This is a genomic window from Xanthomonas cassavae CFBP 4642 (assembly GCF_000454545.1).
Lineage (GTDB): Bacteria > Pseudomonadota > Gammaproteobacteria > Xanthomonadales > Xanthomonadaceae > Xanthomonas > Xanthomonas cassavae.
In genome coordinates this window covers 724,701-738,295 of record NZ_CM002139.1, presented here as the reverse complement: position 1 = coordinate 738,295, position 13,595 = coordinate 724,701, and the positions used below count along the sequence as shown (strand labels likewise).

Annotated in this window: 14 protein-coding genes and 3 pseudogenes; 5 read left to right on the top strand and 12 right to left on the bottom strand. The window is 67.5% G+C overall.

Annotation, left to right across the window (positions count from 1 at the left end; all coding sequences use genetic code 11):
• Positions 1 to 36: 36 nt before the first annotated feature.
• Positions 37 to 254: pseudogene (locus XCSCFBP4642_RS26370) on the top strand (DNA polymerase beta superfamily protein); the annotation flags it as partial.
• Between the two features lie 188 nt (positions 255 to 442).
• On the top strand, positions 443 to 1,153 hold the full coding sequence (locus XCSCFBP4642_RS0103245) for a DUF2490 domain-containing protein (protein WP_029218523.1): 711 nt from the start codon (positions 443 to 445) through the stop codon (positions 1,151 to 1,153).
• Here XCSCFBP4642_RS0103245 and XCSCFBP4642_RS29855 read toward each other — a convergent pair.
• The 3 genes from XCSCFBP4642_RS29855 to XCSCFBP4642_RS0103230 all read right to left on the bottom strand — a co-directional run bounded on the left by XCSCFBP4642_RS29855 (position 1,081) and on the right by XCSCFBP4642_RS0103230 (position 3,102).
• Complete coding sequence (locus XCSCFBP4642_RS29855) at positions 1,081 to 1,503, bottom strand: alpha/beta hydrolase fold domain-containing protein (RefSeq protein ID WP_228325673.1); 423 nt, start codon at positions 1,501 to 1,503, stop codon at positions 1,081 to 1,083. The two genes, XCSCFBP4642_RS0103245 and XCSCFBP4642_RS29855, sit on opposite strands and share 73 nt — an antisense overlap.
• Before the next feature lie 388 nt (positions 1,504 to 1,891).
• On the bottom strand, positions 1,892 to 2,194 hold the full coding sequence (locus XCSCFBP4642_RS23950) for a hypothetical protein (RefSeq protein WP_029218521.1): 303 nt from the start codon (positions 2,192 to 2,194) through the stop codon (positions 1,892 to 1,894).
• Positions 2,195 to 2,244: 50 nt separating this feature from the next.
• Positions 2,245 to 3,102, bottom strand: coding sequence for a PA4780 family RIO1-like protein kinase (locus XCSCFBP4642_RS0103230; RefSeq protein ID WP_029218520.1), 858 nt, complete (start codon positions 3,100 to 3,102; stop codon positions 2,245 to 2,247).
• 148 nt (positions 3,103 to 3,250) lie between these two features.
• Here XCSCFBP4642_RS0103230 and XCSCFBP4642_RS0103225 point away from each other — a divergent pair, with 148 nt between their 5' ends.
• A complete protein-coding gene (locus XCSCFBP4642_RS0103225; protein WP_029218519.1) occupies positions 3,251 to 4,111 on the top strand; it encodes an IclR family transcriptional regulator domain-containing protein in 861 nt (286 codons plus the stop codon).
• Positions 4,112 to 4,279: 168 nt separating this feature from the next.
• Here XCSCFBP4642_RS0103225 and XCSCFBP4642_RS30675 read toward each other — a convergent pair.
• The 9 genes and pseudogenes from XCSCFBP4642_RS30675 to XCSCFBP4642_RS0103180 form a co-directional block, all read right to left on the bottom strand.
• Positions 4,280 to 4,466: pseudogene (locus XCSCFBP4642_RS30675) on the bottom strand (alpha/beta hydrolase); the annotation flags it as partial.
• A gap of 64 nt (positions 4,467 to 4,530) precedes the next feature.
• Positions 4,531 to 4,917, bottom strand: a complete 387-nt coding sequence (gene pcaC, locus XCSCFBP4642_RS0103215; RefSeq protein ID WP_029218518.1) for a 4-carboxymuconolactone decarboxylase — start codon at positions 4,915 to 4,917, stop codon at positions 4,531 to 4,533.
• A gap of 24 nt (positions 4,918 to 4,941) precedes the next feature.
• The gene (gene pcaD, locus XCSCFBP4642_RS0103210; protein WP_029218517.1) at positions 4,942 to 5,724 is read right to left on the bottom strand and encodes a 3-oxoadipate enol-lactonase; all 783 of its coding nucleotides are present in this window, start codon (positions 5,722 to 5,724) and stop codon (positions 4,942 to 4,944) included.
• 10 nt (positions 5,725 to 5,734) lie between these two features.
• Positions 5,735 to 7,087: a 3-carboxy-cis,cis-muconate cycloisomerase gene (locus XCSCFBP4642_RS0103205; RefSeq protein WP_033898868.1), complete on the bottom strand. Its 1,353-nt coding sequence runs from the start codon at positions 7,085 to 7,087 to the stop codon at positions 5,735 to 5,737.
• Positions 7,088 to 7,359: 272 nt separating this feature from the next.
• Positions 7,360 to 7,923 carry a protocatechuate 3,4-dioxygenase subunit alpha gene (pcaG, locus tag XCSCFBP4642_RS0103200; protein WP_029218515.1) on the bottom strand — a complete coding sequence of 188 codons (564 nt, stop codon included), beginning with the start codon at positions 7,921 to 7,923 and terminating at the stop codon, positions 7,360 to 7,362.
• Between the two features lie 4 nt (positions 7,924 to 7,927).
• Positions 7,928 to 8,659 (bottom strand): protocatechuate 3,4-dioxygenase subunit beta, encoded by a 732-nt coding sequence (gene pcaH / locus XCSCFBP4642_RS0103195; protein WP_029218514.1) that lies wholly within the window; start codon positions 8,657 to 8,659, stop codon positions 7,928 to 7,930.
• A gap of 82 nt (positions 8,660 to 8,741) precedes the next feature.
• Complete coding sequence (gene pcaF, locus XCSCFBP4642_RS0103190; protein WP_029218513.1) at positions 8,742 to 9,950, bottom strand: 3-oxoadipyl-CoA thiolase; 1,209 nt, start codon at positions 9,948 to 9,950, stop codon at positions 8,742 to 8,744.
• Positions 9,947 to 10,735: a CoA-transferase subunit beta gene (locus XCSCFBP4642_RS0103185; protein ID WP_029218512.1), complete on the bottom strand. Its 789-nt coding sequence runs from the start codon at positions 10,733 to 10,735 to the stop codon at positions 9,947 to 9,949. Before XCSCFBP4642_RS0103185 ends, pcaF begins: the two co-directional genes overlap by 4 nt.
• Positions 10,732 to 11,595: a CoA transferase subunit A gene (locus XCSCFBP4642_RS0103180; protein WP_029218511.1), complete on the bottom strand. Its 864-nt coding sequence runs from the start codon at positions 11,593 to 11,595 to the stop codon at positions 10,732 to 10,734. Before XCSCFBP4642_RS0103180 ends, XCSCFBP4642_RS0103185 begins: the two co-directional genes overlap by 4 nt.
• 258 nt (positions 11,596 to 11,853) lie before the next feature.
• On the opposite strand from XCSCFBP4642_RS0103180, the gene XCSCFBP4642_RS0103175 reads away from it, so the two are divergent.
• Complete coding sequence (locus tag XCSCFBP4642_RS0103175) at positions 11,854 to 12,930, top strand: aromatic ring-hydroxylating dioxygenase subunit alpha (protein WP_029218510.1); 1,077 nt, start codon at positions 11,854 to 11,856, stop codon at positions 12,928 to 12,930.
• 22 nt (positions 12,931 to 12,952) lie between these two features.
• Positions 12,953 to 13,588 (top strand): annotated as a pseudogene (locus XCSCFBP4642_RS23940) (GntR family transcriptional regulator); the annotation flags it as partial.
• Between the last annotated feature and the right edge of the window lie 7 nt (positions 13,589 to 13,595).

Genomic DNA, 13,595 nt, shown 5'->3' with positions numbered 1-13,595 from the left:
GTGATTGGGCATGTGATACGCAAGGACAGCCACAGCATGGACATCCATCCCATCGCAGCGGACAAGCGCCAGGCCGTGCGGTCGGCCCTGCGCGACATCGAGCAGCGCATGACGTGCGCATCCTGCTGGCCTGCGAATCGGGAAGCCGCGGCTGGGGATTTTCCTCGCCGGACAGCGACTACGACGCATGGTTTGTCTACGTCCACCGTCGCGATTGGTATCTGACGGTCGACGAGAGCACCGGCCCCGGCGAAAGGCACACGCAAACCCGCATCTGTCGGACCTGACATACTGCGCACTGTGCCACCTAGCGCACTGAAGCGATGGCCTGTCGCGATTAACGAAGAGATCGGCAACAACCAGCACGATGCGTCGACCAATCGGTCCAAGCAAGCGCAAATCCTGTTGCTATGATTTGCCAACGACGACACAAAAAAAATAAATGAACGCACTGAGCACGTTATTGGGCACAACGCGTCGCATCGCCTGCCCCGTTTTATTCTTGGCACTGGGGTCCATCTCCACCGCACGCGCCGCGACCGAAGAGGATGGCCGCTATTGGTTGAGTGTCTACGCGCAGGGCAAATTGCCGGTTGAAAACCTGTACTGGAGCATGGATGTGCATCCACGCTGGCGCGAAGAAGGTGAGCAGTTCGATCAATTGATCCTGCGCCCGGCGGTGTTCTACCGGCTCAACCCCAAGGCCAGCGTCTGGATGGGGTACGACACCATCATCAGCCATCCGGCCGGCCAGCCGTCCAACCGCGAAAATCGCTGGTGGGGACAGTTCCAATACCAGTTCGATCCCATCGCCGACATCACCATCACCAGCCGCACCCGCCTGGAGCAGCGTCACCGCGAAGACTTCAGCGATGAAGGTTACCGCCTACGGCAGATGATCCGCGCGGTGCGCCCGAGCGGCTTGAGTCCGCAGCTGTCGTGGGTGGCGTTCAACGAAGTGTTCGTCAATCTGGACCAGACCCAATGGGGCGCGCGACGCGGTCTCGATCAGAATCGCGTGTTCGTCGGCATCAACTGGAAATTCAATGCCATCGCCAATATGGACGTTGGATACTTGAATCAGTTCGTCAACACGCGTGCGGTGGACCGTGAGAACCACGTGCTGATGACAACCTTCCGTTTCAATTTCTGACGCGTGAGCGCTGATGCAACTGCGTGCAGCGACCTGCGAGATGGCTGCCTCGGCTGCGCCGCACTCTGGCCGCGAGGCGCACCCGGCCCTGGCCACACGCATGCGCGGCACGTACGCGCATGCGTCCGATACGGCAGGCAGTGTGCCGAATTACAGCGGCAGCAACCGTTGCCGCAGCACCTGCACGCACAGCTCGCGGTGGTTTCCGCCGCCTGGATGGCACGGCCCATCTGGGTGAAGCCGTGGATCATGCCGGGGGAGGTCTGCACGCTGACATCCACGCCGGCCGCGCGCAGACGTTCGGCGTAGCGCAGCCCTTCGTCGTGCAGGATAGCCAACTCGATCAGCACGATCAGCGCTTGCCAGATTGTTAGTAGAAATAACCATTATTTTCAGTAAACAGCTGCACGGGCCCGCAGGAGCAGCCGCCGACATCACCGGCTGGGTGACCGCGTACCCCGACCTGGCCTGTCCGGATGACCGTGGATTGCTGCATCGCATCGCAAGCCTGCACGCGAACGCGCCCTGCGCCCTAGGCAAGGTGTGAGGTGTGAGACAAATTTTGAGCGATCCCGACGTGCACGCACTGAACGCGCAGACATACCGTCGGTGACAGAATCGGCAGTACGCTCTCAGCCACGAAATCAGCCTGCCGCGCTCCAATGCACGCGTAACGCCGGCAGATCGCCACGTCCATGTGCCACAAGCCGGCGCGGCAACCGCGGTTCGCCGCGTGAATCAGGCTGACCGGCGAAGCGGTTCGACGTGAATGAATCTCAGGCGGCCGCCCCATGACCGGGCGTGACCAGGCTGACCGACAAGGGGTTGGATGCCTTCACCCCGAATGGTGCGCAGCGCCTCATCGAAGGCGGCTTGATCGGTTGCGAACAGGTCCTCCCACACCGTGGAGTTGTTGAATTCATCAACAACCTCCAGCGTCCAATCGGTATCGGGACCACGATAGATCTCCAGGCGAACGGGGTGCTCGTTCTGCGTGATCGAGCGGCTGAGCGAGGAGATGACAAGCGGATAGTCGTGCATGGGATTCTCGGGGTGGCGGTGATACAAGCCCGGCCACCTGGCCACCCGGCTCAGTCGTCTTCGGCAGCGGCTTCGCGGCCCTGCTGGCGGATGAGGTTTTCCTGTCGCGCGTCCTCGATCGAGGCACGGATGGCGCGCACATCCGCACGCCGCGTGTCGAACTTGAAGCGGCCGGTAAGCGCGCTGTCCGGACGCAGCTCGCCCTTCTCGAACAATGCCCACATCTCTTCGCCGTAATGGGTCTGAAGCAGCTCCGGGGCGAAGCGGCCCAGGCAGTCGCGCAGGTTGTGCACGTCGCGCAACAACATCTCGCGCGCGGCATTGTTGCCTGTGGCGCTGACCACCTGCGGGAAGTCGATCACCACCGGGCCGTCCGGCGACACCAGCACGTTGTATTCGGACAGATCGCCATGCACCAGGCCCAGCGACAGCATCTTGACCACGTCGCCGATCAGACTGGTATGGAAGGCGCGCGCCTGATCCGGTTCCAGTTCCACTTCGCCCAGGCGCGGTGCGCTGTGCCCGGCTTCGTCGGTGACCAGATCCATCAACAACACGCCGTGGAAATAGCCGCGCGGCCTGGGTACGTGCACGCCGGCATCCACCAGCTGGTAGAGCGCGTCGGCTTCGGTGTTCTTCCAGGCAGTTTCGGCCTCGCGGCGGCCGAACTTGGTGGCCTTGCCCATCGCCCGCGCCTGGCGACTGCCGCGGACCTTGCGCCCCTCCTGGTACTGCACGCGTGCCTGGAAGCTGCGCTGCGCCATGTCCTTGTAGACCTTGGCGCACAGGATGTCCTCGCCGGCGCTGACCACGTAGACGGACGCTTCCTTGCCGCTCTTCAGTGGCCGCAACACTTCGTCGATGACACCGTCGTCGATCAGCGGCTGCAGGCCCGTGGGGGTTTTCATGGACGAAGGGGACCGATCCGAAACAAGTCAGCAGCGATTATGCGGCAACCTACGGTGAAGCGTTTACATGCCGGCGCACACAGGGCGACCGGCGGCGTGCACTGGCGCAAGCGCTTACCATGGCCGGACCCGTCCAGCACGCAATCCGATGCCCGAGCCCACCACCCGCCGTCGCAAACGTCCTGCTGCCGTCGCCGCGGCCGGTGGCGAGCGCGGCCTGCCGCACGAATTGATGCAGCAGATTGCCGCCGCGCAAGGAGATCCGGACTTCATGACCTCGCTGGGGCGCGGGCTGGTGGTGTTGAGTGTGTTCGCCCAGCACGCCCGCGAGGTGACGATGTCGCAGATCAGCCTGGAAACCGGCATTTCGCGCGCGGCGGTGCGGCGCGTGCTGCACACGTTGGCCAAGCTGGGCTACGTGGGCGAGCAGGGACGCGGCTACGTGCTGTTGCCGCGGGTGCTGGGCATCGGCGGCGCCTATGCGGCCTCGTCGTCGATGACCGCGGCGGCGCAGCCGGTGCTGGACGGCTTGCGTGATCAGCTGCACGAATCCTGCTCGCTGGGCGTGCTGGACGGTGACGACCTGCTGTACGTGGCGCGCGCCGAGACGGTGCGGATCATGTCGATCGGGCTCCGGCCGGGCACCCGGCTGCCGGCCTATTGCACCTCGATGGGGCGGGTATTGCTGGCGGCCCTGCCCGCCGACACCTTGCAGGCGTACCTGGAGCGCACCACGCTGCGCCCGCGCACCGACCGCACGGTGACCCAGGCATCGGCGCTGCTGGAGGTGCTGGCGCGCACCCGGCGCGAAGGCATGTGCCTGACCGACCAGGAACTGGAGATCGGCCTGCGCTCGATCGCGGTACCGGTGCGCAACCTGCGCGGCGAGGTCATCGCCGCGCTCAACATCGGCGCCCAGGCCGGCCGCGTGAGCCTGCAGGCCATGCAGACGCAGCTGCTGGACCCGCTGAAGCAAGCCGCGCAACGCCTGGGCGCCTTGTTGAGTTAGCCCCCGCGCACCATGGACGTACCCAGAGCGACCGTGCGTCACCGATGCAACGCGCCTCTGGCTTGCGGCCGCCATCCGAAGGCCGGGCGCCTAGCGCGGCCGGCGCAGAAAGCTCACCACTGCATCCACCCAGGCGGCATGGGCGTCTTCCACCTGCGCCACATGACAGGTGCGGCCGTGCACCAGCACGGCCACACCGCGCGACTGCGCCGGGATGCGCGACCACACCGCCAGGTGCTGGCCATCGTCGGCGCGCACCTGCGCCAGCGCAGTGCCTGGCCCGGGCTGCGGCTGTGCACTGGCTGGCGGCCAGTGGGAGCAGGAGCAGCAGCAGACAGGCAAGTCGTCGCATCATGCGGTGCCTCGTGGTGGGCGCGATGGAATGCAGAGCATGGCAGGCGCGTGGCGACTGCCGCGCATCAGCCCGCGGCGGCCTGTTCTTCCAGGATCGGCCTGGCCAGCGCAAAGGCATGGTTGGCCGCGGGCACGCCGCAGTAGATCGCGGCCTGCAGCAGCAGTTCCTTGATCTGCTCGGCGGTCACGCCATTGTTGCGCGCTGCACGCACGTGCAGCTTGAACTCTTCGTCGTGGCCGAGCGCGATCATCATCGACAGGGTGATCAACGAGCGGGTGTGCGCAGGCAAGCCATCGCGGGTCCAGATCGTGCCCCAGGCATAGCGGGTGATCAGGTCCTGAAACTCGGCAGTCAGCTCGGTCCGGGCGGCCAGCGCGCGATCGACATGCGCATCGCCCAGGACGCGCCGGCGTTCGCGCATGCCTGCCTGGTAACGCTCGTCTTCGTGCATGGGGTGTCCTTCGGTAGGGTTGAATCAATCGGCCTGCAGAAAGCCCAGCACCGCGTCATTGAACGCGGCCGGCGACTCCAGGTTGCACAGATGCCGGCCGGGCACCTGCGCGTAATGGCCATCGGGTGCGGCGTAGGCGATCTCGCGCAGATTCGGCGGCGGGCACACCGGGTCGTCGTCGCCGGCCAGCGCCAATAGCGGCAGGGCCAGCCCATCCAGCGCACCACGGAAATCCGCCTCGGCCACTGCCTGACAACAGGCGATGTAGCCGGCGGGCGAGGTGGAGACGAACGCGGCGGCAATCATGTCCAGCCGCTGCGCGTGGCTGATGGCGAATGCCGGCGTGAACCAGCGCTGCAAGGTGGCGTCGATCAGCACCGGCAGGCCCTCGCTGCGTACCTTGTCAATGCGCGTTTCCCAAGTATCGGTGCTGCCGATCTTCTGCGCGGTGGCGCACACCACCAGCCGCCGCAGCCGCTGTGGCGCGTGCAGGCCCAGCCACTGCCCGGTCAGCCCACCGATCGACAGCCCGCAGAAGTCGCTGCGCTCGATCTGCAGGCCATCCCACAGTGCCAGCACATCCTGGCCCAGGTCGGCGACGCTGTAGGGACCCGGCGGCGTTTCCGAATAGCCGTGGCCACGGCGGTCGTAACGCAGGATGCGGAAGTGCGGGGCGAACGCGGCGATCTGCACGTCCCACATGTGCAGGTCGGTGCCGAGCGAATTGCAGAAGGTCAGCCAGGGCCGGCCTTCGGTGCCGTCCAGGCGATAGTGCAGGCGATGGGTGGGCAGTTGGAGATAGGCCATCGAAGCACCGTCAACGGGAAGGGGAGCCGGCCAGCACGCGGTCGATCCAGACCGAGGACAGGCCACGCCAGCTGTCGCTATCGAACACCGCCTGCAGTTGCGCGTGCGTGAGCACCGCACTCACCTGCGGATCATCGCCCAGTACCTCGCGCAGATGCCGCTGCTGGGCCTGGGCCAGCACCACCGCCTGTTCGACCAGTGCGTGCGCCTGCGGCTTGCCGAGCTGCGCGGCCAGCGCGAATACCGCCGCTTCGGCGTAGAGCACGCCGCCGTGGCTGTCCAGGTGCGTGCGCATGCGCGTGCGGTCCAGGTCCAACCCGGCCAGGCAGGCCTGCATCTGCGCCAGGCTGCCGGCGGTGAGCCGCACGATCTGCGGCAGCGTGTCCCATTCGGCATGCCACTGGCCGGCGGCGCGCTCGTGCGGCTGCAGCATCGCGCTGAACAACGTGGCGACCAGACCCGGTACGCGCGTGGCCGCCGCGACCGCCGCCACGCTGGAGACCGGGTTGCGCTTGTGCGGCATCGCCGACGAGCCCCCCTTGCCGGCGGCCGAGGGTTCGAACGCCTCGCCGACCTCCGATTGCATCAGCAGCACCACGTCGCCACCGATCTTGCCCAGCGTGCCGGCCAGCAGACCGAACGCGCAGCCAACCTCGACGATACGATCGCGCGCGGTGTGCCAGGGCACCGCCGGCAACGGCAGCGCCAGCGTGGTGGCCAGCGCCTGGGCCACATCGAGCCCGCGTGCCTGCAGCGAGGCCAGCGTGCCGGCCGCGCCGCCGAACTGCAGCACCAGCGCGTCGGCGCGCAGCGCATGCAGGCGTCGATGAGCACGCTGCAGCGCATCCAGCCAGCCGGCCGCCTTGAGCCCGAAGGTCACCGGCACGGCCTGTTGCAGCAAGGTGCGCCCAGGCAGCCCGGTAGCGCGCTCGCGGGCGGCCAGTTCGGCCAGCTCGCCGCACAGCTGCTGCAGGCGCGGCAACAACAGCTCCAGCGCCGCGCGCAGCTGCAGCACCGTACCGGTATCGATCACGTCCTGGCTGGTGGCGCCCCAATGCACCCAGCGCGCGGCGGCGGCATCGTGTGCGCCCACCCGCGCGGTCAGCGCCTTGACCAGCGGAATGGCGGGGTTGCCGGCCAATGCGGTGGCCTGCGCCAACACGGCCAGATCGTAGCGCTGCACATCGCAGGCAGCAGCGATGGCATGCGCCGCGTCGGCGGGAATCACGCCGCACTGCGCCTGCGCACCGGCAAGCGCCGCTTCGAAGTGCAGCATGGCCTGTACGCGCGCCGCATCATCGAACAGTGCGTCGCACGCGGCGTCGCCAAACAAGGATCCCAACAGCGAGGACGTCGCACTCATGCATTGCATCTCTTGGCGTGCCGGCAGCATGGCACCGAAGTACGGGGGTGCCAACTAGACGATCGGGCAATGCGTCCAACGCGCCTGCCTGGCGACGCAATGCCGATGGCCGGGTGTCCATTGGGTGCGCCCGGCACGCCGCACCCGCGCCTGCATGCGCCTACCCAGCCTGTCGGCGTTGTGCTGCGGCGGCGTGCCATCGCCGCATGTTTCCGCAAGCGCGCGGCACACCGCCTCATCTGCACGGTGCGTGCAGACATGCCACCGGTGGATCAATACTGGAAGAACACCGTTTCCGCATCGCCCTGCATGTGCACGTCCCAGGCGTAGGCGCCGTCGCCGCGGGGCTGGGCCAGCAGAGTCCCGCGGCGTTCGGCCGGTACCAGCGCCAGGATGGTGTCGCTGCCCAGGTGCGGGTCGTCGGCAAAGTACAGCCGCGCCGATGCGGCGCGCAGCAGCCCGCGCATCAGCACCAGCACGGTCAGATGCGCGGCCTGGGGCCGGCCATCCGGGCCGGCCACGGCGCCCGGCTTGACCGTGGCGAAGGAGAACCGCCCCTGCGCATCGGTGGGCACCCGGCCCCAGCCATCGAAGGTAGCGTCGTGCGCCTGGTGGCGCGCGTCGGCGACATGCGCGTAGATGCCGGCCGCATCGGCCTGCCACAGCTCCAGCACGGCGTCGGACACCGGCGCACCGGCGCCGTCATAGACACAGCCGCTGATCTGCACCGGCGTGCCGGCAGCCTGCGGCGGCGCCAGGCGATCGCGATACAGCGGTTCCAGGCCGAGCCGGTAATACGGCCCAACGGTTTGCGACGGGGTGGCATTCAGGCTCATCGACTCACTCCCAGACCGTTTGCTTGCGACCGCGCAGCACGATGTCGAAGCGGTAGGCCAGCGCGTATTCGCTGACCGCGTTTTCCCAATCGAGGCTGGACACCATGCGCTCGCGTGCCAGCGCGTCGTCGACGCAGTTGTAGATGGGGTCGTGCGCCAGCAGCGGGTCGCCGGGGAAATACATCTGCGTGATCAGGCGCTGGCCGATACCATCGCCATGCAATGAGAAATGGATGTGCGCCGGCCGCCAGGCGTTGTAGTGGTTGCGCCACGGGTACGCGCCAGGCTTGACAGTCTTGAACGCGTAGCGCCCGTGATCGTCGGTGAGGACCTGACCGGTGCCGCGGAAGTTGGGGTCCAGCGGCGCTTCATGGCGATCGCCTTCGTGCTGGTAACGGCCGGCGGCATTGCATTGCCAGACTTCCACCAGGCTGTTGCGCACCGGCTTGCCGTTTTCGTCCAGCACGCGGCCGGACACGATGATGCGCTCGCCCAGCGGCTCGCCGCTGAAGCCTGCGGTGAGATCGGCTGCATGTGCGCCGAGGGTCAGCCGGTCCAGGCGTGGGCCAGTCACTTCCGACAAGGTCACCGGGATCTGGATCGGCGCGCGTCGCGGTCCGCGCAGGGCCGTGGACGCGTAAGGCAGATGCAGATACGGCGGCTGCGTACCGGGTTGGCTGCGGCGGTAGCCGAGCAACGGATCAACAGCTGGCGTATCGACGGAGGTATCGCGCATGGTGAGATCTCCCTGGCCGCACTGCGGCACGTTCAAGCCAATGGGTGTGCAGGTGGTGCCCGATCGGTTGCAATGACCAGGCTCACAGGCGTTCGATCGCCAGCGCCACGCCCTGCCCGACGCCAATACACATGCTAGCCAGCCCGAACCTGCCGTTGCCGGCTTCGAGCTGGCGCAACAAGGTCAGCGCCAGCCGCGCGCCGCTCATGCCCAGCGGATGACCCAGCGCGATCGCACCACCATTGGCGTTGACGTGCGCAGCGTCATCGGCCAGCCCGAGCTGGCGCATGCAGGCCAGTGCCTGGGCGGCGAACGCTTCGTTGAGTTCGATCGCGTCGAACTGCTCGATGCGCAGGTTCAACCGGGCCAGCAGGCGCTGCGTGGCAGGCACCGGGCCGATGCCCATGTAGGCCGGTTCGACACCTGCTGCAGCAAAACCGAGCACCCGCGCACGCGGCGTCAGGCCATGCGCCTGGACCGCCTGCGCCGAGGCCAGCAGCAACGCGGCAGCGCCGTCGTTGACGCCGGACGCATTGCCGGCAGTGACGGTGCCGGGCTGGCGGAAGACCGGCTTGAGCTTGTCCAGCATCTCGGCGGTGGTAGTCGGCCGCGGCGCCTCGTCGTATTCCACGGTACCGGCGTCGCTACCCTTGCACGCGGCCACCGGCACCGAGGTGAGTTCGCCATCGAAGAAGCCGGCCGCCTGCGCCGCTGCCACGCGTTGCTGGCTGCGCAGGGCGAACGCATCCTGATCTTCGCGCGAGACAGCTTGGCGCTGCGCGACGTTTTCGGCGGTTTCGCCCATCAACTCGGTGCCGTAGGCGGCCTGCAGGCGCGGATTGATGAAGCGCCAGCCCATGGTGGTGTCTTCCAGTTGCTGGGTGCGGGCGAAGGCGCTCTCGGCCTTGCCCACGACCCACGGCGCACGCGACATCGATTCCACACCACCGGCGATTGCCAGCCCCAGTTCTCCGGCGCGGATGCCGCGCGCCACGGTGCCGACCGCATCCAGCCCGGACCCGCACAGCCGATTGAGCGTGCTGCCCGGCACCGAGCTGGGCAAGCCGGCCAGCAGCAGGCTCATGCGCGCGACATTGCGGTTGTCTTCGCCGGCCTGGTTGGCGCAGCCCAGGTAGACATCGTCGATGGCGCCCGGGTCCAGCGAGGGATGCCGTGCCAGCAATGCGGCCAGCGGCACCGCGCCCAGGTCGTCGGCGCGCACGCTGGACAGCGCGCCACCGTACCGGCCGATCGGCGTGCGGATGCCATCGATCAGATAGACCTCGCTCATGCCTCTGCCCCGGCGGACTGGGTGCCGTGCGCGGCATCGGTGCGTGCCTGCAGCGCGCGCAGTGCCTGCAGCTCGGTCGCGGTGGGCACAGGGGTCTGGGCAAGCGTGTCGGCAAAGCGGATCGGCCAACCGGTGGCCGCACTCACCTGCTCGCGGGTGATGCCCGGGTGCAGCGCGGTCACCGTGAGTTCGCGGGTCACCGGATCGGGCTCCATCACGCACAGGTCGGTGACCACCACCGTGGGACCGGCGCCGGGCAGGCCGGCGCGCGCGCGCGCATCGCCGCCCTCCAGATGCCCGACGGTGGTGATGAAATCCAGCACCGGCACGAAGCTGCGTTTGGACTGGCGCATGATGATGAAGACCTGCTTGGCGCTGGCCGCGATTTCCGGCGCGCCGCCGGCCCCGGGCAGGCGCGTCTTCGGCGCCGCGTAGTCGCCGATCACGGTGGTGTTGAGATTGGCATGGCGATCGATCTGCGCCGCGCCCAGAAACCCCACATCCACGCGGCCGCCCTGCAGCCAGTAGCGAAAGATTTCCGGCGTGGAGACCACGGTGTCGGCGGTCTCGGCCAGTTCGCCGTCGCCGATCGACAGCGGCAGTACGTCCGGTCGGGCGCCGATCGGGCCGGATTCGTAAATCAGGGTGACATCGGGCGCATGCGTCAGCCGGGCCAGATTGGCGGCGGTGGACGGCAGGCCGATACCGACGAAACATACCGCCCCGTCAGGCAGGCGCCGCGCCGCGGCCACGGTCATCATCTCGTTGGTGCTGACCTCGCTCATGCGGCCACCTGCTGCTGCGCGTGCGCGTACACGCGCCGGAAGTCGGCGAAATCCTGCGTATCGAGGACATGCGTCTGGATCCACTGCTGGAACCGCGCACGCTCGCGTGCAATCGCATCCCAGCGCAGATAGAAGCGGTTGTCGCGCGCGTAGTAGCCGTGCGCGTACGACGGTGCGGCGCCGCCAGGCACGTGGCAGACCGCATCGACCACCCAGCGCGGCAGGATGCAGGCATTGGGCGGTGCGTCGAGCGTGTCAACGATCTCTTCCACCGTCACGATCACCTTGCGCGCGGCCAGCGCGGCTTCCTTCTGCACGCCCAGGATGCCCCACAGCAGCACATTGCCGCGACGGTCGGCCTGTTGCGCGTGGATCACGGTGACATCGGGGTTGACGGCCGGCGTGGCGGCCAGCGTCTCCCCGGTGTACGGGCATTGCAGGAACTTGATGCTGTCGTTGACGCGCGGCAGGTCCGAGCCGACATAGCCGCGCAACACCGCAAACGGCAGCCCCGAGGCGCCGGCGACATAGGCGTTGGCCATGTCGGCGTGGCTGTGCTCGCGCAGCTGCAACGGCTGCGGCCAGGCATGTTCGACCGCATCGCGCAGGCGGTGCAGCGACCCCACCCCCGGATTGCCACCCCACGAGAACCGCAGTGCCGTCGCGCAGCCGGCGCCGATCAGCTGGTCGTAGATCAGGTCCGGGGTCATGCGCACCAGGCGCAGGTTGCGCTTGTGCTGGCGAATCACCTCGTGTCCGGCCGCATGCGGAATCAGGTGGGTGAAGCCCTCCATCGCCACGCTGTCGCCGTCGACGACCAGGTGGGACACCGCCTCTCTCAGGGAAACGACTTCGGCCATGGCAGCATGCCTGGGTTGCGAAACTAGCCACCACGGTAGAGCCGGCCAGATGGCGCGGTCAATCCGATTATCGGCGTTTACATCCGATAAACGCACAAATTCGCGCATGTGGTGGTGCCACGACATTGTCTCCGGTGTATACATAACTTCGCTTGCAAGCAGACGCCAGCGCTGGCATGCGCGTCAACTGGTTGCCAGCCGGCGCATCGGCGCCGATGCGTACCCCAGGTTGTATACAAAACCCCATGAGTCACGGTCATGTCCCAGTCCAAGCCGCTGTTTCCCCTCAACGCGTGGTATGCCGTCGCCTGGGACCACGAAATCAAGCACGCCCTGAGCCCGCGCAAGGTCTGCAACCTGGACGTGGTGCTCTACCGCAGCACTGCCGGCGCGGTGGTGGCGCTGGAAGACGCCTGCTGGCACCGCCTGGTGCCGCTGTCGATGGGTAAGCTGCGCGGCGACGACGTGGTGTGCGGATATCACGGCCTGGTCTACAACACCCAGGGCCGTTGCGTGCATATGCCCTCGCAGGAAACCATCAATCCCTCGGCCTGCGTGCGCAGTTTTCCGGTGGCCGAGAAGCACCGCTACGTGTGGATCTGGCCGGGCGACCCGGCCAAGGCCGACACCGCACTGATCCCGGATCTGCACTGGGCGCACGACCCGGCCTGGGCCGGCGATGGCCGCACCATCTACGCCAAGTGCGACTACCGGCTGGTGCTGGACAACCTGATGGACCTGACCCACGAAACCTTCGTGCACGGCTCCAGTATCGGCCAGGACGAAATCGCCGAAGCGCCCTTCGACGTGGTGCACGGCGACCGCTCGGTGGTGGTGTCGCGCTGGATGCGCGATATCGACGCGCCGCCGTTCTGGGCCAGCCAGATCGCGCGCCATCTCGATTACCGCGGTAAGGTCGATCGCTGGCAGATCATCCGCTTCGAAGCGCCCGGCACCATCGCCATCGATGTCGGCGTGGCCATCGCCGGCACCGGCGCGCCGGAGGGCGACCGCAGCCAGGGCGTCAACGGCTACGTACTCAACACCATCACCCCGGAGACCGATACCACCTGCCATTACTTCTGGGCGTTCATGCGCAACTACGCGCTGCACGACCAGTCCCTGACCACGCTCACGCGTGCCGGCGTCACCGGCGTGTTCGGCGAGGACGAGGCGGTGCTGGAGGCGCAGCAGCGCGCCATCGATGCGCATCCGGACCACACCTTCTACAACCTCAACGTCGATGCCGGCGGCATGTGGGCGCGGCGGGTGATCGACCGCATGATCGCGCACGAGCTGCGCGCACAGGACCTGTCGCTGCGCATGGTGGGATGAGCGCATTGCGCAGGAGATCAGCATGCCCCCGACCACTCCGTTCCACAGCAGCGCCGGGCAGACCACCCGCGCGCTGCTCACACTGCGCGAACTGATCCTCGACGGCACCCTGCCCGCCGGAACGGGGCTGTCCGAGCTGGCCGTGGTGCAGCGCCTGGGCATGTCGCGCACGCCGGTGCGCGCGGCGTTGCAGCGGCTGTGCGAAGAAGGCCTGGCCAGCGCCTTGCCGGGCGGTGGGTATGCGGTGCAGGCCTTCAGCGAGCGCGATGTGCACGATGCGATCGAACTGCGCGGCACGCTCGAAGGCCTGGCCGCACGCATCGCTCTGCGCGGCACGCTCGAAGACCTGGCCGCACGCATCGCTGCCGAGCGCGGCGTATCCGCCGCGCAGCTGACCCAGGCACGCGCGCTGCTGACCGAGATCGACACCATCATCAGCGCGCCACGCCAGGGCATCGACTTTTCCGCCTATGTGCAGGCCAACGCGCGCTTCCATTCCCTGCTGATGGCGATGGCCGGCAGCGATGTGCTTGAGCGTGCACTGACGCGCGTGGTGCAGCTGCCGTTCGCCTCGCCTAATGGCCTGGTCATGGCGCAGACCAGCGCTGCCGATGCGCGGGTCATCCTGACCCTGGCGCAGGAACAGCATCGCGAAGTGATCGCCG

What these genes read in the sequence shown, in the direction of transcription:
- XCSCFBP4642_RS0103245 (WP_029218523.1), top strand. Translation starts at nt 443, where the DNA reads ATGAACGCACTGAGCACGTTATTGGGCACAACGCGTCGCATCGCCTGC.
- pcaH (WP_029218514.1), bottom strand. Translation starts at nt 8,659, where the DNA reads ATGCGCGATACCTCCGTCGATACGCCAGCTGTTGATCCGTTGCTCGGC.
- pcaF (WP_029218513.1), bottom strand. Translation starts at nt 9,950, where the DNA reads ATGAGCGAGGTCTATCTGATCGATGGCATCCGCACGCCGATCGGCCGG.
- XCSCFBP4642_RS0103205 (WP_033898868.1), bottom strand. Translation starts at nt 7,087, where the DNA reads ATGAGTGCGACGTCCTCGCTGTTGGGATCCTTGTTTGGCGACGCCGCG.
- XCSCFBP4642_RS0103180 (WP_029218511.1), bottom strand. Translation starts at nt 11,595, where the DNA reads ATGGCCGAAGTCGTTTCCCTGAGAGAGGCGGTGTCCCACCTGGTCGTC.
- pcaG (WP_029218515.1), bottom strand. Translation starts at nt 7,923, where the DNA reads ATGAGCCTGAATGCCACCCCGTCGCAAACCGTTGGGCCGTATTACCGG.
- pcaC (WP_029218518.1), bottom strand. Translation starts at nt 4,917, where the DNA reads ATGCACGAAGACGAGCGTTACCAGGCAGGCATGCGCGAACGCCGGCGC.
- pcaD (WP_029218517.1), bottom strand. Translation starts at nt 5,724, where the DNA reads ATGGCCTATCTCCAACTGCCCACCCATCGCCTGCACTATCGCCTGGAC.
- XCSCFBP4642_RS0103175 (WP_029218510.1), top strand. Translation starts at nt 11,854, where the DNA reads ATGTCCCAGTCCAAGCCGCTGTTTCCCCTCAACGCGTGGTATGCCGTC.
- XCSCFBP4642_RS0103185 (WP_029218512.1), bottom strand. Translation starts at nt 10,735, where the DNA reads ATGAGCGAGGTCAGCACCAACGAGATGATGACCGTGGCCGCGGCGCGG.
- XCSCFBP4642_RS23950 (WP_029218521.1), bottom strand. Translation starts at nt 2,194, where the DNA reads ATGCACGACTATCCGCTTGTCATCTCCTCGCTCAGCCGCTCGATCACG.
- XCSCFBP4642_RS0103225 (WP_029218519.1), top strand. Translation starts at nt 3,251, where the DNA reads ATGCCCGAGCCCACCACCCGCCGTCGCAAACGTCCTGCTGCCGTCGCC.
- XCSCFBP4642_RS0103230 (WP_029218520.1), bottom strand. Translation starts at nt 3,102, where the DNA reads ATGAAAACCCCCACGGGCCTGCAGCCGCTGATCGACGACGGTGTCATC.